This is a genomic window from Actinomadura sp. KC216, from assembly GCF_004348535.1.
In the GTDB taxonomy this organism is placed as follows: domain Bacteria; phylum Actinomycetota; class Actinomycetes; order Streptosporangiales; family Streptosporangiaceae; genus Spirillospora.
Genome location: NZ_SMJX01000058.1, coordinates 13,162 through 36,142 on the forward strand (window position 1 = coordinate 13,162; position 22,981 = coordinate 36,142).

Annotated in this window: 19 protein-coding genes; 7 read left to right on the plus strand and 12 right to left on the minus strand. The window is 73.1% G+C overall.

Annotation, left to right across the window (positions count from 1 at the left end; translation table 11 throughout):
* Positions 1-85 precede the first annotated feature (85 nt).
* The 3 genes from E1264_RS13020 to E1264_RS13030 all read right to left on the minus strand — a co-directional run bounded on the left by E1264_RS13020 (position 86) and on the right by E1264_RS13030 (position 1,996).
* On the minus strand, positions 86-268 hold the full coding sequence (locus tag E1264_RS13020; RefSeq protein ID WP_243710904.1) for a hypothetical protein: 183 nt from the start codon (positions 266-268) through the stop codon (positions 86-88).
* 286 nt (positions 269-554) lie between these two features.
* On the minus strand, positions 555-1,253 hold the full coding sequence (locus tag E1264_RS13025) for a hypothetical protein (protein WP_132173037.1): 699 nt from the start codon (positions 1,251-1,253) through the stop codon (positions 555-557).
* Positions 1,254-1,324: 71 nt separating this feature from the next.
* A complete protein-coding gene (locus tag E1264_RS13030) occupies positions 1,325-1,996 on the minus strand; it encodes a lysophospholipid acyltransferase family protein (RefSeq protein WP_243710905.1) in 672 nt (223 codons plus the stop codon).
* Positions 1,997-2,405: 409 nt separating this feature from the next.
* On the opposite strand from E1264_RS13030, the gene E1264_RS13035 reads away from it, so the two are divergent.
* Entirely contained in the window at positions 2,406-2,762 is a 357-nt protein-coding gene (locus tag E1264_RS13035; protein WP_132173039.1) for an STAS domain-containing protein, read from the plus strand.
* Between the two features lie 20 nt (positions 2,763-2,782).
* Here the strand turns inward: E1264_RS13035 and E1264_RS13040 are convergent, their stop codons facing one another.
* The 7 genes from E1264_RS13040 to E1264_RS13070 all read right to left on the minus strand — a co-directional run bounded on the left by E1264_RS13040 (position 2,783) and on the right by E1264_RS13070 (position 12,040).
* Positions 2,783-3,610 carry a glutamate ABC transporter substrate-binding protein gene (locus E1264_RS13040; RefSeq protein ID WP_132173041.1) on the minus strand — a complete coding sequence of 276 codons (828 nt, stop codon included), beginning with the start codon at positions 3,608-3,610 and terminating at the stop codon, positions 2,783-2,785.
* A gap of 11 nt (positions 3,611-3,621) precedes the next feature.
* A complete protein-coding gene (locus E1264_RS13045) occupies positions 3,622-5,091 on the minus strand; it encodes a hypothetical protein (protein ID WP_243710906.1) in 1,470 nt (489 codons plus the stop codon).
* A gap of 98 nt (positions 5,092-5,189) precedes the next feature.
* Positions 5,190-5,849 (minus strand): FHA domain-containing protein, encoded by a 660-nt coding sequence (locus E1264_RS13050; protein WP_132173043.1) that lies wholly within the window; start codon positions 5,847-5,849, stop codon positions 5,190-5,192.
* A gap of 5 nt (positions 5,850-5,854) precedes the next feature.
* A complete protein-coding gene (locus E1264_RS13055) occupies positions 5,855-7,201 on the minus strand; it encodes a VWA domain-containing protein (protein WP_132173045.1) in 1,347 nt (448 codons plus the stop codon).
* Positions 7,198-8,223, minus strand: coding sequence for a protein phosphatase 2C domain-containing protein (locus tag E1264_RS13060; RefSeq protein WP_132173047.1), 1,026 nt, complete (start codon positions 8,221-8,223; stop codon positions 7,198-7,200). The genes E1264_RS13055 and E1264_RS13060 overlap by 4 nt, the downstream gene beginning before the upstream one ends.
* 2 nt (positions 8,224-8,225) lie before the next feature.
* Positions 8,226-10,433 carry a serine/threonine-protein kinase gene (locus E1264_RS13065; RefSeq protein ID WP_243710907.1) on the minus strand — a complete coding sequence of 736 codons (2,208 nt, stop codon included), beginning with the start codon at positions 10,431-10,433 and terminating at the stop codon, positions 8,226-8,228.
* A 389-nt stretch (positions 10,434-10,822) separates the two neighbouring features.
* The gene (locus tag E1264_RS13070) at positions 10,823-12,040 is read right to left on the minus strand and encodes a hypothetical protein (protein WP_132173049.1); all 1,218 of its coding nucleotides are present in this window, start codon (positions 12,038-12,040) and stop codon (positions 10,823-10,825) included.
* 451 nt (positions 12,041-12,491) lie between these two features.
* On the opposite strand from E1264_RS13070, the gene E1264_RS13075 reads away from it, so the two are divergent.
* From E1264_RS13075 to E1264_RS43325, 4 genes are all read left to right on the plus strand, one after another.
* Entirely contained in the window at positions 12,492-13,985 is a 1,494-nt protein-coding gene (locus tag E1264_RS13075; RefSeq protein WP_165964149.1) for a hemolysin family protein, read from the plus strand.
* Entirely contained in the window at positions 13,973-14,986 is a 1,014-nt protein-coding gene (locus E1264_RS13080) for a hemolysin family protein (RefSeq protein ID WP_132173051.1), read from the plus strand. Before E1264_RS13075 ends, E1264_RS13080 begins: the two co-directional genes overlap by 13 nt.
* A 31-nt stretch (positions 14,987-15,017) precedes the next feature.
* Positions 15,018-16,214: a cation diffusion facilitator family transporter gene (locus tag E1264_RS13085; protein WP_243710908.1), complete on the plus strand. Its 1,197-nt coding sequence runs from the start codon at positions 15,018-15,020 to the stop codon at positions 16,212-16,214.
* A 71-nt stretch (positions 16,215-16,285) separates the two neighbouring features.
* Positions 16,286-19,129, plus strand: a complete 2,844-nt coding sequence (locus tag E1264_RS43325; RefSeq protein ID WP_165964150.1) for a hypothetical protein — start codon at positions 16,286-16,288, stop codon at positions 19,127-19,129.
* A gap of 3 nt (positions 19,130-19,132) precedes the next feature.
* On the opposite strand, the gene E1264_RS13095 is transcribed toward E1264_RS43325, so the two are convergent.
* Together E1264_RS13095 and E1264_RS13100 are read right to left on the minus strand one after the other, a co-directional pair.
* Positions 19,133-19,534 carry a phage holin family protein gene (locus tag E1264_RS13095; protein ID WP_132173053.1) on the minus strand — a complete coding sequence of 134 codons (402 nt, stop codon included), beginning with the start codon at positions 19,532-19,534 and terminating at the stop codon, positions 19,133-19,135.
* A gap of 154 nt (positions 19,535-19,688) precedes the next feature.
* A complete protein-coding gene (locus tag E1264_RS13100; protein WP_207935891.1) occupies positions 19,689-20,177 on the minus strand; it encodes a hypothetical protein in 489 nt (162 codons plus the stop codon).
* Between the two features lie 222 nt (positions 20,178-20,399).
* Between E1264_RS13100 and E1264_RS13105 the strand changes: the two genes are divergently transcribed.
* Both E1264_RS13105 and recQ read left to right on the plus strand, forming a co-directional pair.
* Positions 20,400-21,059, plus strand: coding sequence for an HAD family phosphatase (locus tag E1264_RS13105; RefSeq protein ID WP_132173055.1), 660 nt, complete (start codon positions 20,400-20,402; stop codon positions 21,057-21,059).
* A gap of 43 nt (positions 21,060-21,102) precedes the next feature.
* Complete coding sequence (gene recQ, locus E1264_RS13110; protein ID WP_132173057.1) at positions 21,103-22,941, plus strand: DNA helicase RecQ; 1,839 nt, start codon at positions 21,103-21,105, stop codon at positions 22,939-22,941.
* The last annotated feature ends 40 nt before the right edge of the window (positions 22,942-22,981 follow it).

A 22,981-nucleotide genomic window follows, 5' to 3' on the forward strand; every position in this document is an offset into this window, starting at 1 on the left:
GACGCAACGGACGATCAGATGGTTCGACCTGGACACGGCCATTCTGGGACAACTCCCCGGGGACCCCTCCCGGGGGCGCGCGTGCCTACTGCCCGAACGCGAGCGCCACGTACACCGTGCGCGGCGGGTGATACTCGACCACGACGACGATCGTCCCGACGCCGATCTCGTCACGCGGATCGACGGGATGCGCGTAGAACGCCTCGACCCCGCCACGGACCGGGATCATCACCTCCCCGACCGTCCCGGGAGCGACCCTGCCGGTCACCCGGCCCTCCTTACCGATCAACGTCACTCCCTGGTCCGACCGCCCGGAGCCACTCCCCGCGCAACGTAAAGCGAACGCTATCCGGAACCCCAGCCCCATGCACCCGGCCCATTGGGGGGCGACCCCCCATACCCCCCGGCTGCGCGGCACGGGTCTCCTCGCTCCGGTCGCTGGCGCTCCCTGCGCTGCGGGGACGCGGCGCGCCGGGCATGCCCGCTGCGCTCGCTGGCGCTCGCTCCGCGTGCCTGCCCGTAACCGGCGGCTGGGGTTCAAACTGCCGGACGGGCTAGGGCAGGATCTTGGATGCCTGGGCGCGTGATGCGCGGGCTATGCGTTCGGCTTCTGCTCTGGTGGCTGTGGGGCCGTGCAACGTGATCGTGGCGAGGTAGTGGCGGCCGCGGAAGACGACGTACCAGGTGCGGGTGCCGGTGGTGCCCGTGCTGGTGGCGACGCCGACGGTGCGGGAACCCTCGCCGATCTCGCCCTTCGGGGTCTCGACGACGCGGTGCGTGGCGCGGTGCGAGCCGACCTTGGTGCGGAAGGTCAGGCAGTCGGCGGGGACGCGGGCGTTGACCTGCTTCTCGGCGTCCGAGGCGGGCATGCCCATCAGCGTCTGGGTGACGGTCATGCCCTTCTTGGCGAAGGTGACGAGGGCGGCGGGGACGTCGGGGGCGACGGCGCCGCCGGGACGGGCCGTCCCGCAGCGGGGCTTGTCGAGGACGGTGCCGCGCTGCAGCCTGGCGGCGTTCTGGACGGCCTTGAGCGTCCCGTACTCGCCGGAGTCGGGCTCGCCCGCGCGGCGGTAGCCGGGGACGTGGAGGAGGAGCGCCTGGGCGAGCTCGGCGGAGGTGTAGCCGACGCCCGCGATCTCGGCGGGGGCGGTGCCGTGGACGGGACGGGCGCGTTCACCGCCGGCGCCGCACGCGGTGGCGGTGACCGCGGCGGCCGTCGACAGCAGCGCGATCGGGAGGAGCCTGTGCGCCATGGCGGCGACCCTAAGCGCAGAAGGGGCGAGTCGCCGCGGACGACACGCCTTCGGGACGAAACGCCCCCGAGTCAGCCTCGCTCGGCGCGGTCGTTGTACTCGGCGGCGTACTCCTGGCCCGACATCTTCTGGATCGTCTCGAGGATCTCGTCGGCGATGGCGCGGCGGGCCTGGGCGGGCGGCAGGTCGCGGTAGTGGGAGAAGTCCATCGGCGGTCCGATGCGGACGGTAGGGCGGGGACCGAACACGCGGGGCAGGGACGCGCCGATCGGCTGGATCTTCTCGGTGCCCTCCAGCGCGACCGGCAGGACGCGGGCGCCGGACTCCAGGACGAGCCAGCCCACGCCGGTGCGGGCGCGGTAGAGCCGTCCGTCCGGGGAGCGGGTGCCCTCCGGGTAGATCGCGAACGCGCCGGCGTTCTCCAGGACCTCGGCGGCCTGCTCCAGCGCGCCCATGGCGGCGCGGCGGGCGCCGCGCCGGACGGGCACGTGCCCGAGGTTCGTGAGGAACCAGCGGACGAAGCCCTTCTTGAGCCCGCCGCCCTCGAAGTAGGCGGCCTTGGCGATGTAGGTGACGGGGCGCGGGACGGCGAGGGGGATGATGAAGCTGTCGATGAACGACAGGTGGTTGCTCGCCACGATCAGCGGCCCGTAGCTCGGGACGTTCTCGCCGCCGACGACGCGGGGGCGGAAAAGCAGCCAGAGGATCGGACGCACGACGCGCGTCATGAACGTGTAGAACACCCGGCCCTCCTGAATTCTCCCACCGCCACTGTAACGTCTGCGCCGATCCGTCCCCGGGTCAGCGGCCCGCTTTCAACGCGCGTGCCCGGTCAGGAATTGCCCAAACGCAGGTCAAGCATGGCGCGTAGGGCCTTATCCGCCATTCCTTACTATGTAGTAAGTTTCGCTTGAGTAAGTTATTGTGACGTTTCCCGGATGTACCGGGACGCGGCGGGACGCTCCGGAAGGTCCCGTCGGGTAGTGTCTAGAGCGGGTACCGGGGGTGCCGTCCGGGCGTGTTACGGTCCGCGGCGCCACCGGACGACCTGGTCCTTTTCCCGGGAAGAGCTTGGATTGCGGGCACGGGTGCGCAATCCTGAGGAGTCACCTGAGATGGCCGGGTACCGCCGGAGTGGGGCGTGAGGTGACCATGGACTTCGACATCAACCTGATGCGCGACGACCGCTGCACCCTTGTACGCGTGCACGGGGACATCGACGTGGTGTCCCGCACGCGCTTCGAGGAGGCGCTGTTCGAGGTCGTGGACTCCGGCGAGCCCTTGGTCGTCGACATGCGCGAGGTCACGTTCTGCGACTCGACGGGCCTGAACGCCATCGTCGCCGCCAACCGCCGCGCCACCGAGCACGGCAGCGTCGTCGCGCTGGTGGCCCTGCCGCCGCGCGTTCAGCGGGTCTTCCACATCACCGGCATCGACAAGTTCATCCCCATCTACGACACGCTCCGCGAGGCGTTGAGCACGCTCCCGACCAAGACCACGCGTCCCTGACCCGCGCCGCCCGGCCCGGCTCAGCTGCATCCCTCGAACTGGGGGACGCTGGTGTTGAGCTTCAGGCCCGACTTGCCGAACCACTTCGTGAGCAGGCGCTGGGCCGTGCCGTCCTGATACATGCGGGTGATGGCGCGGTTGACCTCCTCGCAGCCCTTCAGGTCGCCCTTCCTGAGGCCGACGCCGTACTTCTCGTCGGTGAACGGCGCGTTGATCATCCGTCCGGGGCGGCCGGCGGCGAACCCGGCGAGGATCAGGTCGTCGGTGGAGACGGCGTCGAGGCGGCCGGCCGCGAGGGCGTCCATGCAGGCGCCGTAGGTGTTCACGGTGACCGGCTGCGCGGCGACCTTGCGCTCCTCGATGACGCGGCGCCAGGAGTTCGAGCCGGTCACCTCGCAGATCCGCTTGCCCTTCAGGTCCCGCACGTCGTTGATCGCGGCGGCGTCGGCGCGGACGAAGGTGTCCTGGTGGGCGACGTAGTACGGGCCCCCGAACGTGACCTTCATCTTGCGCTTCGCGGTGATCGAGTACGTCGCGACGATCATGTCGACGGTGCCGTCGGCGAGGGCCTTCTCGCGGACGGACGAGTTCGTCGTCCTGAAGGTGAGCCGGCTCTTCGGGATGCCCAGCCGGCCCGCGATGTAGGTGGCGACGTCGACGTCGAAGCCCTCGTAGGTCCCGTCCGGGCGCTTGACGCCGAGGGCGGGCTGGTCCTCCTTGACGCCGATGACGAGGGACTCCTTGTGGGACATGCTCTCCTTCTCCGAGCCGCTCAGGCCGCAGCCCGGCAGCCCGGCGAGGGCGACCAGCGCCGCGGCGATCGCGGCGGCGCGGGGGGTGGGGTGCATGCTCGTCTCCTTCAGCGGAACTCGGCCAGCCGGGGACGGACCCCCGCGAAGATCAGCAGGGCGATGACGGCGGCGCCGCCCGCCGGGATCGCCGTCCAGCCGCGCAGGCCGCCGTCCGCGTCCTCGATCTCCCTGTCGAAGACGTCCTGGTGGACGGCCGTCAGCTCGCTCAGCGCCTTGTCGTAGGCGCCGAAGTCGCGGATCGCGCCGGACGTGCGCCCCATCCGCATGTCGATGGCGCCCGCCCGGTTCCCCGCCGCCGCGAGCCGCCGCATCTGCGCGTCGTTGCGCTGGACGGTCCGGTACGCGTCGAGCGTCTTCTTCAGCGCGTCCGCCTCGCGGCCGCGCTCCATGCGGCGCGCCTCGTCGCCGAAGAAGCCGAGGAACGGGACGTCCTTCTGGCCGGGCTTGTAGGCGCCGAGCTTCTGCTCAAGGCCCGCGTAGTAGTTCTCCAGGTTCACGGGCTTGTCGCCGATGTCGGGGTAGATGACCGACAGTGACTTGTCGAGGTAGTTCTGCTCGTAGGTGTCGGCGCGTCCGGGGTCGAGGAGGTAGCGGCTCTCGTCGGCGAACGCGCTGTGGCTGATCGCGCGGGCCCTGGACAGCTGCAGGATCGAGTCGAAGCCGTCCTCCTTGGCCTTCTCGATGTGCCCGGCCTGCGCCGTCAGGAGGGCCACGCCGGCGCAGGCGAGGGCGAGCGCGGCGAGCGTCGCGAGGACCAGCGCAGGGTTGAGGACGCGGCGGAACGTCCGTGTCAGGTAGAGCTGCGTCGCGGCCAGGAGCAGCAGGACGATCAGGCCGGTGACGATGACCCAGGTGCGGCCCGCGAGCACCGCCGAGCGCTTCGTCTCGTACGACTGCCGGACGTGCGCGCCCGTGTCGAGCGTGATGTTGTACGCCTTGGGCAGGAGCTGCGTCCTCATCAGGTCGGTGGCCTGGCGGTAGGCGTCGATGACGTCCGGCGGGAGCTGGCCCGGCGCGTGGGCGGCCTGCTCGTCCAGCTTCATCGCCTGGCCGACGAGCCGCTCGTATTTGCCGAGGCCGTCGAGGACCTCCTGGACGGTGCGGCGGAGCGCCGGGTCGCGTCCGGCGAGCTGCGCGGCCATCACGGCGGCGGCGTCGGCCTCCGCGCGGCGCTGCTCGTAGAGGCGCAGCGACTCGTCGTAGCCGATGCCGAGGCCGTGCTCGCGGCCGATGAGCAGGATGTTGGAGACCTGCGCGTCCATGTCGCTGAGCGCGAAGTACAGCGTGCTGGTCGTGACGACCTGCGGGCCCGCGTCGTGCCCGATCGTCTGGACGGAGTCGCGCGCGTTCCCGATCGCGACGTTCATGACCACCAGCAGCGCGAGGATCGCGGCCAGGCACAGCGCGACGTGCGTGCCGATGCGGCCGGGGATCGTCCTGAGCCAGCGTCCGCGGACGAACGTCGCCAGGCGGCCCTTGCGGGCGGGCGGGCCCGAGTCGGTGGGCAGGGGCGGCACGGGCAACGGCGCCGGCGCGGGCGCGGGCGGCTGCGGGGCAGGAGGACGGGCCGTGGGAGGGCCTGGCCGGATCGATGATCTGTGGGGCGGAGTCATCGTCATGGCCGGCCTTCCTGAAGCGTGATGGTCGTCCACGCGCCGACGTGGATACGGTCGCCGTCGGTGACCGGCACCGGCACGTTCACCTCGATCGGGTCCGTCCCGCCGTTCAGCGTGGTGCCGTTCGTCGACCCGGGGTCGACCAGGGCCCAGGAGCCGCCGGGCCGGGCGAGCAGGACGGCGTGCAGGTGCGAGACGCCGGGGTCCTCGGGCGGGCCGCTCAGGTCGATCTCCGGCAGGAGCGCGCGGGACGCGCTGCGCCGCCCGATCCGGACCTGCTCGCCGGCCAGCGGGACGCGGCGCTTGGGGCAGTACGGCGGGAACGTCAGCGCCGACGCGTCCGGGCCCATCTGCGCGATCACCGAGTCGAAGTACGCGCGGTCGGCGGTGATCAGCGCCGCCGGGCCGCCGGGTGGCACGGCGGGATGCGGCCCGCTGCCGCCGCGCTGCGCCGGGATCAGCGGCCTGGCCCGGCCGGCGGCGGGCGCGGCGGGATCGTCGCCGACCGCGGCGCGGATGGCCTCCGCGGTGCGGAGGGCGGCGAGCCGGGCGGTGTGGAGCGAGCCGGTGTCGAAGTCGTACCCGTCGACCTCGCAGAAGCGGCCCGAGCGGGGCGTGCCGCAGTGCGGGCATGGGGGAGGCGTCTGCGGTTCCGGCATGGGCCTCAGCCTCCCCCCTGCTCGTCGCCGTGCCGGGTGCGGACCGTCCGGACGGAGCGGGTGTCGAGCGACATCTCGTCCGCCTTGGCCACCTCCCGCTTCAGCCGCACCGTGCCGCTCCCGGGGTCGACGACGTCCACCACCCGGTCCAGCAGGGCGGAGATCTGCTCGTTGCCGACCTCGCGGGCCAGCACCACGGCGCGGCCGAGGCGGGACGTGGCGGTCTCCTCGTCGCCCGCCCGGCGCGCCTCCAGGCCCTCCTGGATGGCGTCGGCGAGCTCGGACTGGCCGGTGTGGTGCGCGACGCGCCCGCTGATCCGCGTCGATCTGGCCTCGTCGTCGGTCCACTCGGCCAGGACGTTCCCGGACGCGAGCACGCCGTCGCCCGCGAGGAGCTTCACCCACGCGGCCCGCATCTGCCGCCCCACCTCGCCGGGCTCGTCGATCTCGACGCACAGGTGGTACTCGCGGTTCTCCTCCCCCCACGCGCCGAGCGGGTAGTCGCCCGTCTGCGTCCCGGACTCGACCCGGCGGCCGGTGAGGTCCTCCACGGCCGGGACCATCTGCTTCACGAACCGGAGCCGCGCCTGCTTCGGCGTCCACACGCGCAGGGACACGTCCGCGATCTCCTTGCTCATCGCGGCGCGGGTCATCGCCAGGAAGTCGGCCTCCAGGTCGGCGGGGTCGGGGACGTCGAGGAACCCGCCCAGCAGCGCCGAGGTGATCTTGCGGAGTTCGGCGACGTCCCAGTCGGTGCCGACGCCGCGCGCGTCGCAGAGGAAGCGGCCGGAGCAGGCGCGCAGCGCGGCGTCCAGCTCCTCGGCGGACTCGTGTTGGTTCTTGCCGTCGGTCAGCAGGATGGCGTGCTTGACGGCCCCCTCATCGGCACCGTCGTAGCCGGTGAACAGCCGGTCGGCGAGGCGCAGCCAGGAGCCGATCGCCGTCCCGCCCGCCGCCTCCAGCCGCTGGACGGCCTGGACGGCGCCGCGCCGGGACGTCTCGTCCGCCGCGACGAGCCGCTCCCCCTGCGGGTAGATCATCCGTGGCCGGTTCGCGCCCGCGACGACGGCGAAGTGGACACCGTCGCGCAGCACGTTCACCGCCGCCCGCGCCGCCCGTTTCGCCGCGGCCATCTTGCCCCGGTACGACATCGAGCCCGAGGTGTCGATGAGGATGACCTCGGCGGCGGGCGCGCGGCGCTGGTCGCCGCCGCCGGTGGCGTCCCCGTCGCCGGTGGCGCCCCTGGAGGAGCGCGCCTCGACGGTCACGATCGCGTGCATCTCGCGCCCGCCGGCCGGGAGGTAGGCGTTCTGGTCCACGCGGATCGTGAACTCGGGGACGGCGTCGCTCATCTGCCCGGCTCCGTGCTCGCGGGCGACGGCGACGGCCCGCCCTGAGGGGGCCAGGCGATCACCGCCGCCGTGACGTTGTCGTGCCCGCCCGCGTCGAGCGCCGCCCGCAGCAGCCGCCGCGCCGCGTGGAGGGGCCGGCCAAGGGAGCCGTCGCCGTGGAGGGCCACGGCTGCGAGGTCCGCCGCCTTCGGGAGGTCGTTCCACAGGCCGTCGCTGCAGACCAGGACCATGCCGGGGCCTTCGGGCTGGAACGCCGCGACCTGCGGTTTGACGGCGCCCGCGTCCGCGCCGAGCCAGGCCGTCAGCAGGTGCGCCCGCCGGTCGGCCCAGGCGTCGTCCGCGCTCATCTCCCCGCTTTCGATCATCTGCTCGGCCCAGGAGTCGTCGCGCGTCAGCAGGAACGACGCGCTGGACGAGAGCCAGTAGACGCGGCTGTCGCCGACCCATCCGGCGGTGATGCCCGCGCCGTCCACGATGGCGGACGCGAACGTGCAGGCGGGCGCTCCGTCCGGGTCGCCGGGGGTCTTGGTGAGGCCCGCGACGACCTCGGCCGCGCGTTCCGCCGCCGCGCGCGTGGCGGCCTCCGGGTCCATGCCCACCGAGATGCGTCCGGCCAGGACGGACGCCGCCGCCTCCGCCGCCAGCCGCGACGCCTCCTCCGAGCCCGGCGCCGTCGCGACGCCGTCGCACACCACCGCGCAGGCCCCGGCGGGCAGCGCGGCGAGCGTGAACGCGTCCTCGTTGCGGCGGCGCTTCAGCCCGAGGTCGCTCACCGCCGCAGCGAAACCGCCCAGCTCGGCCTCGACATGGTCCCGCTCGCCGGGCCGGCGGAAGCCGCACCGGTCGCAGTAGCCGTCCGGCCCGATGGCGCCGTTCCCGCAGTCGGCGCACGGACGGGCCGGGTTGGTCGGGTCGGGACGGCCGCAGCCCTCGCAGAAGCGGTCGCGTCGCCGGACGGGTTCGCCGCAATCGCGGCAGAGGGCGGTACGGCTGGTGTGGGTGGTGTGCTGGTCCGCGTCCATGGTCAGAACAGGGTCCTCGGGCGCACGGCGTTCGCTCGCCTGACCATCACGTGCCGGTGTTCCGCGCCGTCGGCGAGCTTGGCGAGGACGCGGTACGTCTGCTCCAGCTTCACGCGGAGGGACGGCTCGTCCAGCCCGGTCCCGAGGATCGGCTGCCGCACCCCGGCCGGGAGCGTGCGCCCGGTGCGGACCCAGGCGAGCGCGGCCTCCAGCACCTCGGCGGCGAACGCGGCGGCGCGCTCGGTGTCGAGCCGGAGGGACGCGAGCCGCCGCCCCGCCTCGATCAGCGTCGGGGCGTTCAGGTCGGCCGGACCCCGGCCCCGGACGGCGACCGCCACGGCCGCGAGCTGCGCGGCGAGGTAGTGGCTGGAGACGCGGGGCACCGAGTCCAGGACGCGCTCGGCGGCGGCCCGGTCACCGGTCGCGAGGCGGGTGCGGGCCAGGCCGAACGCGGCGCTCACATGGGTCGGGTCGGTGCGCCAGACGATCTCGTAGAAGCGGTCGGCCTGCGGGAGCACGCCCATCAGCTCGTAGCAGAACGCGAGCGCCAGCTTGGGCGCCTGCTCGCCGGGTGCGAGGTCGTACAGGTCGTTGAAGACGGCCGACGCGTCCCGGCCGCGCCCGTCGGCGAGGGCGCGGACGCCGCGGTACCAGTCGACGCGCCAGTCGTCCGGGTCCTGGGCGGCGAGCTCGTCGAGGAGTCGGTGGGCGCCGTCCAGGTCGCCCAGCTCGATCCTGACCCGGACCAGCGCCAGCCTGACCTCCCGCGACATGACCGGCGCCGCGCTGAGCGCCGCCGCCAAATCGCCCGGGTCGCGGGCGGTGAGCCCGGCGAGGAACGCGGCCGCCGGGTCCGACGCGGACACCAGCGGGACGGGCAGCGCGGCCGCCGCGGCCCCCGGCTCCAGCGGGGCGAGGATCGGCGCGGCCGTCGAACCGGAGCCGGAGCCGGAGCCGCCGCTTGTGCCGGTACCCGAGCCGAGACCGCCGACGATGTCGGTACCGGCGGTCTGCTGCTCGGGCCCGAACAGCGGCGACGGCGCGGGCCGCGGGCGCCCGTCCTCAGCCGACAGGACCTCGCGCAGGACGCCGGTGAGCTGCTCCGCCATCTCGGCGGCGCTCTGGAACCGGCGGGCCGGGTCCGGGTGCGTGGCGCGGCGCAGCAGCCGGTGGTACGACTCGTGCCGCTGGAACAGCGACACCTCCTCGCGGGGCGGCAGGCTCCGCAGATGCCGCCCCGTGTAGCCGCGGAACGGGAAGCTCAGCACGGCCAGCGTCCGTCCCACTGTGTAGAGGTCGGACGTGATCGACGGGCCGCGCGAGCCGATCTCGGGTGCCTGGTAGCCGGGCGTCCCGAAGATCGGGCTGTCGACGTCGAACGCCCGCCGTACCCCGCCGAGGTCGATCAGCTTGAGCTGCTCCTCCGACTGGATGGCGTTGTCCGGCTTGAAGTCGCAGTACAGCAGCCCGACGCCGTGCAGGTAGCCGAGCGCGCTCAGCACTTCGAGCCCGTAGGCGATGACCTGGCCGAGCGGCAGCGCCGTCTCCTCGCCGCGCTCGCGGCGGGCGCTCAGCAGGATGTCCTTCAGCGACCGGCCGCCGACGTACTCCATCACGATGTAGCCGGAGTCATCGTGCCGGACGAAGTTGTAGATCTTGACGATGTTCGGGTGCTCGACCTCGGCCAGGAACGCCCGCTCGGCCGTCGCGGCGGCCAGCGAGTCGGCGTCCCCGGTGTCGAGCAGCCCCTTCAGGACGACCCACCGCTCGCTGACGTTGTGGTCACGGGCCAGGTACACCCAGCCGAGCCCGCCGTGCGCCAGGCAGCCGAGCACCTCGTACTGCCCGCCGATCAGCTCGCCCGGGCGGAGCTTCGGCGTGAACGAGAACGGATGCCCGCAGTTCGCGCAGAACCCCTCCGTGCGGCCCGGACGCCCGTCCCGGCTCCGGCCGACCTTCTCGTCGCACCGGCTGCAGTAGCGCCTGTTCTCCGGGACCTCCGGCTTCTCCATGATCGCCGACGCGGGGTCGCGGGCCGGGACGGGCGGGACGTCGACCAGCCCGGCGCCGAGCATCCCGCGCCGCGCGGACCCGCCGGACCCCGTCCCGCGCGAACCGCCGCGCGACGCCGTCCGCCCGGACCCGAGCGTCCGCGACCCACTGCTCGCCGAACCGCTCGGCCCCGTCCGCCCACTGGGCGCGGACGGCACGGACCGCCCCGGCGCGGACGGCACAGACCCGCCCGGCGCGGACGGAACGGACCGGCCCGGCACGGAGGGCGCGGACGGAACGGACGGCGCGGACCCGCCCGGCTGCCTCGTCGTCGGAGGCGCCACCGGCGTCTGCTGCCTCGTCACCCCGGCCGCACCCGGCCCGCGCCCGCCCGGTGCCGGAGGCCCCGCGTACCCCTGCCGCGGTACCGCTCCCCGTACCGTTTGCCCAGGCGGCGGACTCGGAGCGCGTGGCGCGGCCTGGGCAGGCGCTGAGGCTGGGCCCGGGGACGCGGGCGTGGCGGGCTGTGGCGGTGGGGCCATGCCGCAGACGTCGCAGAAGCCGTCGGCCTCCACTTCGCCGGTGCAGCCGGGCTGGGTGCATCGGTTCATCGGCGGGTCCCCGTCTCGCTTTCGCAGGCCCTGACCGCTCGCTGGTACTCCGCGAGCACCGTGGTGGCCCTCCGCAGGTCGCAGGGTGCCGTCCACAGCGTGTCGCGGGCCTCCCCGTACAGCTCGGTGAGCTGCTCGTCCTCGACGACGCCGAGCCGGGCGGCCTTGGCCCGGTACGCCTCCAGGCGGCCCCGCAGCTCGCCCCGCCGGTCGAGCAGGCCGGCGCTGAGACGCAGGTCACCGCGGGCCCGCTCCAGCGCCTCGGCGGCGGCGCGTTCGAGCTCGGCGAACCGTCCCGCCAGCTCGACCCAGCGGCCCGCCTCGCGGAGCCGCTCCAGGGCGGCGAGCCGGTCGCGGAGCGCGACGCCGAGCCCCTGGGACGGCTCCGGCAGGTTCGGCGACTGGATCTTCACGAGGGCGGTCGCGTGGGCCTCGCGGGCGCGCCGCTCGGTGCTCTCGACCTCCTCGATGGACGCCGTGACCCGCGCGATGAGCTCCTCGTAGTCGTCGCGCATCCGGGCGACGCCCGCGAGTTCGTCCCCCAGCGTCGTCAGGGCGGCGCGGACGCGGTCGAGCCGCCCCGTGTCCGGACGCCCGTCGCGGACGAGCGACAGCGGATCGCTGCGGACGACGCGTCCCAGCGCGGTCAGCTCGCGGCCGACGCGGTCCAGTTCGGGATGGCGGGTGCCGTCGAGGGCGTGCGCCAGCCGCGCCGTCTCCCGCCAGCACTCCTCCACCTCTTCGAGGGGGAGGAGCAGCGCCGTCCAGGCGGCGTCGGCCGCGGCGATCTCGCGCGCGACGAACTCGTAGGCGGCGGACATCATCTCGACGGCCTCGTCCAGCGTCACGCGCCGTTCCTGCGGGCCGAGGAGCGTGCGGTCGTGCAGCGGGATCTCGCCGCCGCCGGGCAGCTCGACCGACTGGCCCGCGAGCAGCCCGGTCAGCTCGACGAGCGTCGCCGCGTCCGGACGGGACGAGCGTCCGCGCAGCTCGGACGCGGTGTCCAGGACGCGCTGGTAGGCGTCGAACAGCGCCCACAGCGTCGTCATCCTGGTCTTCGCGTCCTCCCAGCGCCGCCACGTCTCGCCGGTGAGCCGGGCACCTTCGAGAAGGCGGCTGCCCTCGTGCCCGTCGAGGTCGAGAAGCGACGCGGAGATGCGGTCGCGTTCCTCGCGAAGCCTCCGCAGGGCATGGTCGACGCCCTCACGGCTCATGGGCGCGGCAGCCCCGGCCCCGCTCTGCTCCAACGTCAGCCCCGCGATCGCTCTCCAACCATCCCCCTGAGCATGCCCGGACAAGGCGGTCTGGGAGCACGGACCTGCCCAGTATCGGACGTACCCTCTCATACAAGTGTGATCCGTGACACTGAACGAGACAAGCGCCATTCTGCCCCAGATGATCGCCGCCGCGCGATGCCCGGCCGCGACGACCACCCGCGACGCCCGCGACGACCACCCGCGACGGCCGTCGCGCACTCGCCGTGGGCCCGGCGGGGTGTCCGGCCGCGGCCGGTGTCCCTCCGGCCCGTAGGCCGGTGACCTCGCGGGTCGTACCCTGTGCTTCGGGAACCCCGGTGTCCGGGGTGACGTTACGACAGGTAGTCCTGTACGAGAGGAGTGGTGAGTCCGCGGTGCCGGACCCCAGTGATAGACCCGGTGCCGCGCCGTGAGCGCGGTGCTGGGAGTGCTCGCGGTGGTCCTGCTGACCGCCGCCACCGGATACTTCGTCGCCCAGGAATTCGCCTTCGTCGCCGCCGACCGTGCGGCGCTCGACCAGGCCGCCGAGCGCGGTGACACCTCCGCCCGGCGCGCGGTCAAGGTCATCGGCAGGCTTTCGTTCATGCTGTCGGGCGCGCAGCTCGGCATCACGATGACGACCCTGGTCGTCGGATTCATCGCCAAACCCGCGCTCGCGGAGCTGATCCGTCCGATGCTGGAGGTCGCCGGCGTGCCCGAGGGCGCGACCGGCGCGATCGCGCTCGCCACCGGGTTCGTCCTGGCGACGCTCATCCAGATGCTGCTGGGCGAGCTGTTCCCCAAGAACCTCGCGCTCGCGCGCGCCGAGTCGCTGGCACGCGCTCTGGCCGCGTCCACGCTCGTGTACCTGACGGTCGCGGGACCGCTGATCCGGCTGTTCGACCGCGCGGCGGAGCGCCTGCTGCGCGCCGTGGGCGTCGAGCCCGTCGAGGAGCTGCACAGCGGCGCGACGCTTGAGGAGCTCGGCGACATCATCGGCAAGTCGCACAGCTCCGGGCATCTGCCCGCCGACCTGTCCGGGCTGCTGGAGCGGGCCGTGTCGTTCGGCGACCTCACGGCGGACGAGGTCATGGTGCCGCGCCCGCACGTCCGGACGCTGCCCGCCACCGCGCCCCTGTCCGACCTCGTCGCGCTGATCCGCGAGACCGGGCACAGCGCGTACCCGGTCTACGGGCAGGAGGTCGACGACGTCATCGGCGTCGCGGGCGTCCGCGAGGTCGCCGCCGACGGGCTGGACCCGTCCACCCCCGTCGGCCAGGTCACCCGGCAGGCGCTGCTCGTCCCCGGCAGCCAGCCGCTGTACGGGGTCATCGAGCACATGCGCGACGCGGGCGAGGAGTTCGCCTGCGTGGTGGACGAGTACGGCGGCCTCGCCGGAATCCTCACCTTCGAGGACGTCGCCGAGGAGCTCGTCGGGGAGATCGCCGACGAGACCGACCGCCGGGAGGACGCCCCGACGTCCGGCCCTGACGGTTCATGGCTCGTCGACGCGAGCATGCGCATCGACGAGGTCGAACGCCTCACGGGCCTCGACCTGCCCGAGGGCGACGCCTACGACACGCTCGGCGGGCTCGTCATGGCGGAGCTGCGCCGCCTGCCGTGCCCCGGCGACCGCCTCACCGTCGACGTGGACGGCGGCCCGGTCGAGCTGGAGGTCGTCAGCGTGGCCCGCCGCGTCGCCGAAAAGATCCAAATCCGGACGGCGGCGGCGGCTTCGGGGTCCAGGCCTGCGGAACGGCCGGACGTCTCCGACCCGCCCTGCGAGGTCCCCGCCCCGGCCACCGAAACGGCCTCCGAGACGGGCTCCGAGATGGGCTCCGAGACGGGCTCCGAGACGGGCTCCGCAACGGCCTCTGAGACGGCTTCCGAGGGCGGCACGGTGGAGGCGTCATGGACCCGCTGACCACCCTGCTGATCACCGTCCTGCTGCTGGTCGGGAACGGGTTCTTCGTGGCGGCCGAGTTCGCGCTCGTCGCCGCCAACCGGTCGCAGCTGGAGCGCGCCGCCGCGAAGGGCAGCCGTCCCGCGATCGCCGCCGTCGCGGGCGTCCGCGAGCTGTCGCTGATGCTCGCGGGCGCGCAGTTCGGCATCACGATGTGCTCGCTCGGCCTCGCGATCGTGACCGAGCCCGCGTTCGAGCACTTCCTCGAACCGCCGCTGCACGCGCTCGGCGTCCCGGAGGCGGGGGCCAAGGCCATCGCGCTCGGCTGCGCGCTCGCCGTCGTCACGTTCCTGCACATGGTCATCGGGGAGATGGCGCCGAAGTCGTGGGCGATCGCGCACCCGGAACGCTCGGCGCTGATCCTCGCGCTGCCGTTCCGCGCGTTCGCGAAGGTGTCCAGGCCGATCCTGTCGGCGCTGAACGAGACGACCAACGCGCTGCTGCGCCTCATCCGCGTCACGCCGAAGGACGAGCTCGACCCGCACACCGACCCGGCACGGCTGAGCCACCTGGTCGGCGAGTCGCGCCGCCTCGGCCTGATCGGACGCCGCGACCACGAGCTGCTCCGCCGCGCGATCTCCGCCCGGGAGGCCACGGTCGGGCCTCTCGTCGTGCCCGCCACGTCCGTCACCACGATCGGCGCGGACGCGACCGCCGGGCAGATCCGGCGGACCGCGACCGCCAGCGGCCACAACCGGCTCCTGGTCCGCGACGAGGGCGGCGCGATGACCGGCATCGTCCACGTCCGGGCCGCCATCACCGAGCCCGGCGGCGACCGCCGCGCCGGCGAGCTGGCCCACCCGGCGCCCGTCCTCACGGCGGAGACGACGATCCTGGACGCGGTCAGCCGCATGCGCCGCGCCCATGCCCAGCTCGCCGTCGTGAACGACGCGGACGAGTTCGCCGGCATCGTCACCCTGGACGATCTCCTGGCGGAGCTACTGGCCACCAATCCGCACTGACACAAGCCGCGTACCTGCGACAACAGCGCAGTTGTCGGGATGCTGCAGCGGGGTTTTCGGGTCATCGTGGAGCCATGAGCACCGACGTCCCGAACACCTCGCAGGGCGAACCCCACACGCACGCCAGCGCCCACGGCCACGGCCACGGGCATGGGCACGGGCATGGGCACGGGCACGGGCACGGCCACGGGCACGGCCACGGCCATGGGGAGGGCGACCGGTACGGGCATGGAGACGGCCACCGGCATGGGCGGACGTTCACGGGACGGCTGCTTCACGTGCTGCGACCGCATTCGCACGAGGCGGGCGACAAGGTGGACTCCGCCATGGAGGCGAGCGCGCAGGGTATGCGCGCCCTCTGGATCTCCCTCGTCGGACTGGGGGCGACCACCGTCCTCCAGGCGGTGGTGGTCGTGTTCACCGGGTCCTGGCGCTGCTCGGCGACACGCTGCACAACGCCGCCGACGCGCTCACCGCCGTCCCGCTGGGCATCGCGTTCATCCTCGGCAGGCGTCCGCCGACCCGCCGCTACACCTACGGGTACGGTCGCGCCGAGGACCTCGCCGGTGTGATCATCGTGCTCGCCATCGCGGCGTCCGCGACCGCCGCCGGGTACGCGGCCGTCCAGCGCCTCGCCCATCCACAGCCTGTGGATCACGTGGCCGCCGTGGCGGGCGCCGCGCTCGTCGGCTTCGTGGGCAACGAGCTGGTGGCCCGCTATCGCATCCGCGTCGGCCGCCGCATCGGCTCCGCCGCCCTGGTCGCGGACGGCCTGCACGCCCGCACGGACGGCTTCGCGTCCCTTGCCGTCCTGCTGGGCGCCGCCGGTATCGCGCTGGGCGCACCTTGGGCCGACCCCGTCGTCGGGTTGCTGATCACCCTCGCGATCCTGACCGTCCTGTGGCAGACGGCCCGCGAGGTCGGGCGACGTCTCATGGACGCCGTCGACCCCGCCCTGGTCGATCGCGCCGAGGCCGCGCTGTCCTCGACGCCGGGCGTCTTGGCGGTGGGCGACGTCCGGCTCCGCTGGATCGGCCACCGCCTCCGCGCCGAATGCGACGTGGTCGTCGACCCCGCCTCCACGGTCGTCCGCGCCCACCAGATCGCGGTCGACGCCGAGCACAGCCTGCTGCACGCGCTGCCCCGGCTGTCGGGCGCTCTCGTCCATCCTGACCCGCAGCCGCGCGACGGTGAAGATCATCACGCCGTCCTGGCGGGGCACCGATAGCCGCTCAGCTGTGAGACGTTAGTCCCGGGCAGAAGGGGAAAATACGCCCCGGGTGGTCGATCTGGGACGGGATGACGTTGGAGAAGCAACCTCAAGGAAGCAGCGGGCCCGAGGACGAGCGCCTTGAGACCGCCGATCACGGGCAGCCCACGCCCGTCTACGTCCCCGAATCCGAGGTCCCGACCGTCACATTCCCCTTGCCCGACGACCCGTCCACCCCGGACGACGACGCAGAGGCCGGCCCCGAAGAGGCCGAGCCCGAGGTCGCCGACGCGGACGGGCTCGACGAAACGCCCACTGACACGAGCACGGCCCCCGACCAGCCGATCATCGACGATGCGGCCGTTGACGACGGCATCGAGATCGAGAACGTGCCCAGCGTCGAACCCGAAGGTGCCGAGGAACCGGAGCTCGAAACCGCTGACACGGACCACCTGGACGAGGCCATCACCGAGGCTGAAGAGCCCGCGTTCGTGGACGAAGAGGCGGTGCTGGATCCCCGCGCCGGGTTCGGGACGATGCCGTTGCCGGTGATCGGAGCCACGCCTGCGCTCGGGACGAAGCTCCCCGAGGACGGCTGGGGCGGACGCGACCTGGTCGAAGACGTCTACGGGTCGTTGACCGCGTTCTACGAGCGGCTCGACGCGCGCCTGAAGGAGGTTCCCGAGGACGTCCCGCCGGTCGGCTGGACGCCGCACATCGCCGCCCTGCGGGCACTGCGCGAAGAGCGGGTCGCGGGCGATTGGGAGATCATGGCCCGGTTCCTCGTCGCGCCCGGGTCGCTGGAGGAACTGGAGGAGAGGGCCGAATCGCTCCGTCTCGTCGAGGCGGAGAACGGCGACGAGATCGTCCACGAGACCGTCAAGGAGCTGGCGGCGGCCGACGGGCGGGCCCTGCTGGTCGCGCCCACGCCGGAACGGGCCGCCGAGCTGCTGCGGCGCCTGGAGGACGACCCCGAGGTCTTCTCCCTGATGATCGAGACGCAGCCTGCGACGGCGGAGGCCCGTTCGGTGGAGACACAGGCACTGCCGCCGGTGGACGACCCGGTGGACGACGCCGACGTCCCCGAATCGTCACCGCCGGTGCGGGAGCCCGGGTCCAATGGGACGGTCGAGTTCCAACCCCTGTCCGGCCCGCCCGAGACAGAGCCCGAGACCGAAGCCGAACCCTCGCCAGAAGCCCCCGACACGGGGGCGGGGGCGACGCGGGTCGAGGCGCTGCCCGCTGTGCCCGCGGGGGAGCCCGTCGCCCCGGCGGAGGGTCCGTCCGCGCCGGAGACGCGGGTGCGGTCGGCGGCGTTGCGGCCGGTGGGGGAGGCGTGGCGGCTGTCGTGGGAGACCGAGACGCGGTTGCTGCGCCGCGGGCTGATGTGGCTGGAGCAGTGGCCGAGGGACGCGGCGGCGCTGCAGGCCGTCCAGGCCGGGAACCTGCGGCGCCGCGAGGCGCTGGACGCGGAGCGCGCGGCGCTGACCGCGACGATCGAGGAGTCGCGGCACGCGGCGGAGGACGCCGAGCGGGCCGCGGTCGCGGCGGAGGCCGAGGCGGAGCGGCTGACCGCCGTCCAGGAGGAGGCGGAGGCGGAGCTGGCCGGTCCCCGCGCGGAGGCGGAGCGGCTGCGGACGATCGCCGACGAGGCCGCGGCCGAGGCGAACGCGGTGACCCGGACGGCCGACGCGTCCTACGCGCGCTGCGTCCAGCTCGATGAGCGCGCCAAGACCGCACAGGCGGAATTGCAGGGCGCGCGCCAGGCAGAGGCATCGTTGACCGACGAACTTGCAAGGGCGCGGGAGGCGCTCCCAGGGGCGGCCGAAGAAGCGCACCGCCTGACGGCCGCCGACGCCGACGCCGCAGCCGAAGGCCACGCCGCCTACTACCGCCTGGTTTCGGCGGAATCGGCCCTGTCGGCGATACGCCGGAAGATGACGCTCGGGCAGCGGCTGCATGTCGCGTCGCCGCCGGCGGAGCTGCGGCGCGTCCGCGACGAGGTCAGGGCCCGGACGCGCGAGGCCGACGAGGCGGTGAAGCGGGCGCGGGAGGCCAAGGAGGCGGCGGAGCACGCGGAGCGGGTGCGGCGCGGGCTGGCGTCGTTCGTGTCGGAGGGCGGGGCGCGGCTCCAGCAGGCGCAGGAGGCGCAGGCACGGCTGGGGACGGAGCTGGCCTGGCTCGCGACCGAGCGGGAGACCGCGGGCCGCGAGCATCAGGAGCAGGCTCGGCTCGCGACGGCGGCGGTGGAGAAGGCGAACCAGGAGGGCAGGCGCGCGCACGTCGCGCAGCAGGCCGCGCAGGCCATCGAGCAGCGGGTGAACGCCGCCCGGACGGCCCGCGAGGAGGCCCTGGCGGCGGCGCGGCAGGCCCGGTCGGACGCGGAGGCCGCCGCGTCCCGGGCGGCGGACACGGAGGCGGCGCTGGAGCGCCACATCGCCGAGGCCGCCGAGGAGATGTCCGCCCGGGACGCCGATCTGGAGACGGCGGCGCGGACGGAGGAGCGGTCGCGGCAGAACGTCCTGGAGATCTGCGGCTCGGATCCCGCCGAGAACCCGGACGCCGTCCCCGCGCACCAGCGCCGCGCGATGGCCCGCATCGAGCAGCTCACCGCCTACACCGACGGCCGGCGGACCGCCGAGGGCGACGTCCTGCTCCGCACGGCCGACCTCGTCGTCGGCACGCCGACCGGGGTCGGTCTCACGGCCCGCGACGAGGAGTTCGACGCGTTGATCGTCGCGGACGCCGGGGCGCTCACCGACGCGGAGCTCCTCATCGGCGCCGTCCGGACCCGCCGCTGGATCCTGGTGAGCGCGCCGGGCGTCCGTCCGCCGGAGTACCGCGAGTACGCGGACGCGCCCGCCGGGAGGCTGGAGGCCGGTCCCTTCGAGCGCGCCGCGAGCGCCGCCCCGCATCTCGTGGACGCCCGCTGAGGATCAGTCCTTCTTTCTGTCGTCCTTCCTGTCGTCCTTCTCAGGGACGACGAGGTGAAGCAGCCAGCCGACCACGCCGACGACGATGGCGCCCCAGAACGCCGGCCAGAAGCCGGTCACGTGGAACGGCAGGTCGAGCTCCCCTGCCAGCTCGCTGGTGAGCCAGAGCAGCAGGGCGTTCACGACGAGGCCGATGAGGCCGAGCGTGAGGACGTAGAAGGCGCAGCCGAGCGTCTTGATGATCGGTTTGATGAAGGTGTTGACCAGGCCGAAGATGGCGGCCACGGCGACGAGCGTGAGGGCGCGGCGGCCGCCCGAGTCGCCGTCGACCGAGATGCCGTCGATCAGCACCGTGGCGACCCACAGGGCGACCGCGGTGATGCCCACCTTGAAAAGAATCCGCACACTACGATCCTGATCGGCTCGGACCAGGCCCGTCATCCCTCTGCGCGGCGATCCGCGCGAACGCTCCGCTCATCATCCAGGACGACCCGTCCGATCCAGAACGACTCGTCCGGCTCCATCGGACATCCGCCAGGAATCCACCGGACGAGGCCGGTCAGTCGTGGCGGTCGAAGAACGGGGAGGTGGCGGGGATCTGCGACCGTCCGGCGACATGGGTCCCCGGCCCGGCCGGGGCCGGCTCCCGCCGCGCGGACCGCCGGTGCCCACCCGGCTGGCCGCCCGCACCGGCCGGACCGGTCGGCGGCCGCCCGGAACCGGGGTTCTGCCGGACCCGCGCGAGTTCCCGCTGCAGGCGCCGCTTCTCCATCTCCAGGGTGGTCAGCGATTCCTCGTGCTCCTCGCGGAGGTCGCGCAGATCGCGCCGGGTGCGGACGCGGCGCCCCGCGCCGAAGAAGGTCAGCATCATGCCGGCGAAGAAGACGACGGCCAGGCCCGCGCCGGCGAAGAAGACCTGCCACTGCTCGTTCACACCGGGCACGGTCTGGCCGAAGACGATGAGGTTCGCGGGTTCGGTGTTGTCGAGGACGACCCCGACGACGACGGCGATGGCGGCCGCGACCAGCAGGAAACCGAGGAACACCATGGGCAGCTCTCCTCTGTGTTGACTCCGGATGGGGGCGGAAGAGACTCCACCATGCCAGACCGAGTCTGGATCATGTCGCTTTCGCCCGGATTGATCCATGTCAGGCGGGGTTAGTCCGTTCCAGCGCGCGGTTCCGTCCCGCCGCACCGGGTAATGATCGCGACGACGCGCATCGAGAGGCACCGCCAGGCGCGCCCCGGAAGGACCACGGAGGAGAGGACCATGCCCGTGCAGGCCATCGTGTTCGACCTGGACGGCGTCCTCATCGACTCCGAACCCGTGTGGGAGGAGGTGCGGCGCGCGTACGTCGCCGAGCGCGGCGGGCGCTGGCGGTCCGACACGCAGGAGCGCCTCATGGGCATGAGCACCGTGGAATGGGCCGCGTACATCGCGGACGAGCTCGTCGACGGCGTCTCGGCCGAGGAGGTCGCCTACGAGGTCGTCGACCGGATGTCCCAGCGCTACGAGGACGAGCTTCCGCTGCTGCCGGGAGCGGAGTCCGCGGTCCGGCGGATGGCGGAATACCGTCCGCTCGGGCTGTCCAGCTCGTCCCCGCGCGCCCTCATCGACCTTGTGCTCGGCCAGATCGGTGTGGACGGCCTGTTCCGCGCCACCGTGTCCACCGAGGAGGTCGACCAGGGCAAGCCCGCACCGGACGGATACCTCACCGTGGCCGCGCAGCTGGATGTGCCCGCCGGCTCCTGCGTGGCGATCGAGGATTCCAGCAACGGCCTCCGCTCGGCCCACGCCGCCGAGATGACGGTGATCGCGATCCCCCGCCCGGAGCACCCGCCGTCCGCCGACGCGCTCGCCCTGGCGGCCCATGTAGCGGACAACCTGGACGAAATCACCCCGGAGCTGGTGGAGGTTATCCACAGCTGAGCTTTCCCGGGACGGTGCCGGAGGCGGCTCATAGTATGGGCCGATGACTTCCCCCGAGAACCCGGAGACCTTCGAGACCCCGGAGACCTTGGACGTCCTGCGGCGCGTGTTCGGGTACGACGCGTTCCGGGACGGCCAGCGGGAGATCATCGAGCACGTGGTCGGCGGCGGGGACGCGCTCGTCCTCATGCCGACGGGCGGCGGGAAGTCGCTGTGCTACCAGATCCCCGCGCTCGTCCGGAAGGGCACCGGGGTCGTCGTCTCCCCGCTCATCGCCCTCATGCAGGACCAGGTGGACGCCCTCCGCACGCTCGGCGTCCAGGCCGGTTTTCTCAACTCCACGCAGGACCTCGACGAGCGCCGGGTCGTCGAGGCGCAGTTCGTCGCGGGCGAGCTCGACCTGCTCTACCTGGCGCCCGAGCGCCTCCGCCTCCCCGCGACCGTCGACCTCCTCGACCGCGCCAACGTGTCCCTGTTCGCGATCGACGAGGCGCACTGCGTGTCGCAGTGGGGGCACGACTTCCGTCCCGACTACCTGATGCTGTCCGGCCTGCACGAACGCTGGCCGAACGTCCCGCGCATCGCCCTCACCGCGACCGCGACCGAGGCGACCCGCGCCGAGATCGCGTCCCGCCTCCAGCTCGACGACGCACGCCACTTCGTCGCGAGCTTCGACCGCCCCAACATCCAATACAGGATCGAACCCAAGACCGACGCGAAGCGCCAGCTCCTGCGCCTCCTCCAGACCGAGCACAAGGGCGACGCGGGCATCGTCTACTGCCTCTCGCGCAATTCCGTGGAGAAGCACGCCGCGTTCCTCACCGAGAACGGCATCGAAGCCCTCCCGTACCACGCGGGCCTCGACGCCCAGACCCGAGCCGCCAACCAGTCGCGCTTCCTCCGCGAAGACGGCCTGGTCATCGTCGCGACGATCGCGTTCGGCATGGGCATCGACAAGCCCGACGTCCGCTTCGTCGCCCACCTCGACCTGCCCAAGTCGGTCGAGGGCTACTACCAGGAGACCGGGCGCGCCGGACGCGACGGGCTCCCGTCCACCGCCTGGCTCGCCTACGGCCTGCAGGACGTCGTCAACCTGCGCAAGATGATCGACGGCGGCGAGGGCGACCCCGCGTTCCGCCGCCGCCAGGCCGCCCACCTCGACTCGATGCTCGCGCTCTGCGAGACCGTCGAATGCCGCCGCGTCCAGCTGCTGAACTACTTCGGCCAGTCCGCCGGGCCGTGCGGCAACTGCGACACGTGCCTGACACCGCCCGAATCGTGGGACGCGACCGTCCCCGCGCAGAAGGTCCTGTCCGTCATCGTCCGGCTCGACCGCGAACGCCGCCAGAAGTTCGGCGCCGGGCACATCATCGACATCCTGCTCGGCAAGAAGAGCGCGAAGGTCATCCAGTTCGACCACGACTCCTTGAAGCCCTTCGGCGTCGGCACCGAACTCCGCGAGTCCGAATGGCGCGGCGTCGTCCGCCAGCTCCTCGCCCAGGGCCTCATCGCGGTCGAGAGCAACCACGGCACCCTGCTCCAGACCGACGCGAGCAGCGACGTCCTGCGCGGCGAGCGCAAGGTCATGATGCGCCGCGAACCGGAACGCCCCGCCACCAAGGCCGCCAAGGAACGCAAGGCCCCGGTCGAACTCCCCGCCGAGGCCATGCCGCTCTTCGAGCGCCTCCGCGCCTGGCGCGCCGCCACCGCGAAGGACCAGGGCGTCCCCGCCTACGTCATCTTCCACGACGCGACCCTCCGCGAGATCGCGACCGCCGTCCCCACCACCCTCACCGAACTGGGCCGCATCAACGGCGTAGGCGAGAACAAACTCGCCAAGTACGGCACCCAGGTCCTAGAAACCCTCTCCACCCCCGACTAGCACGCCCCGAGAAGCACCCCACCAACACACACCCCGGAAC

Coding starts and splice junctions, on each gene's coding strand:
- recQ (WP_132173057.1), top strand. CDS start 21,103: ATGACTTCCCCCGAGAACCCGGAGACCTTCGAGACCCCGGAGACCTTG.
- E1264_RS13040 (WP_132173041.1), bottom strand. CDS start 3,610: ATGCACCCCACCCCCCGCGCCGCCGCGATCGCCGCGGCGCTGGTCGCC.
- E1264_RS13080 (WP_132173051.1), top strand. CDS start 13,973: ATGGACCCGCTGACCACCCTGCTGATCACCGTCCTGCTGCTGGTCGGG.
- E1264_RS43325 (WP_165964150.1), top strand. CDS start 16,286: ATGACGTTGGAGAAGCAACCTCAAGGAAGCAGCGGGCCCGAGGACGAG.
- E1264_RS13060 (WP_132173047.1), bottom strand. CDS start 8,223: ATGGACGCGGACCAGCACACCACCCACACCAGCCGTACCGCCCTCTGC.
- E1264_RS13070 (WP_132173049.1), bottom strand. CDS start 12,040: ATGAGCCGTGAGGGCGTCGACCATGCCCTGCGGAGGCTTCGCGAGGAA.
- E1264_RS13055 (WP_132173045.1), bottom strand. CDS start 7,201: ATGAGCGACGCCGTCCCCGAGTTCACGATCCGCGTGGACCAGAACGCC.
- E1264_RS13025 (WP_132173037.1), bottom strand. CDS start 1,253: ATGGCGCACAGGCTCCTCCCGATCGCGCTGCTGTCGACGGCCGCCGCG.
- E1264_RS13050 (WP_132173043.1), bottom strand. CDS start 5,849: ATGCCGGAACCGCAGACGCCTCCCCCATGCCCGCACTGCGGCACGCCC.
- E1264_RS13100 (WP_207935891.1), bottom strand. CDS start 20,177: ATGGTGTTCCTCGGTTTCCTGCTGGTCGCGGCCGCCATCGCCGTCGTC.
- E1264_RS13035 (WP_132173039.1), top strand. CDS start 2,406: ATGGACTTCGACATCAACCTGATGCGCGACGACCGCTGCACCCTTGTA.
- E1264_RS13105 (WP_132173055.1), top strand. CDS start 20,400: ATGCCCGTGCAGGCCATCGTGTTCGACCTGGACGGCGTCCTCATCGAC.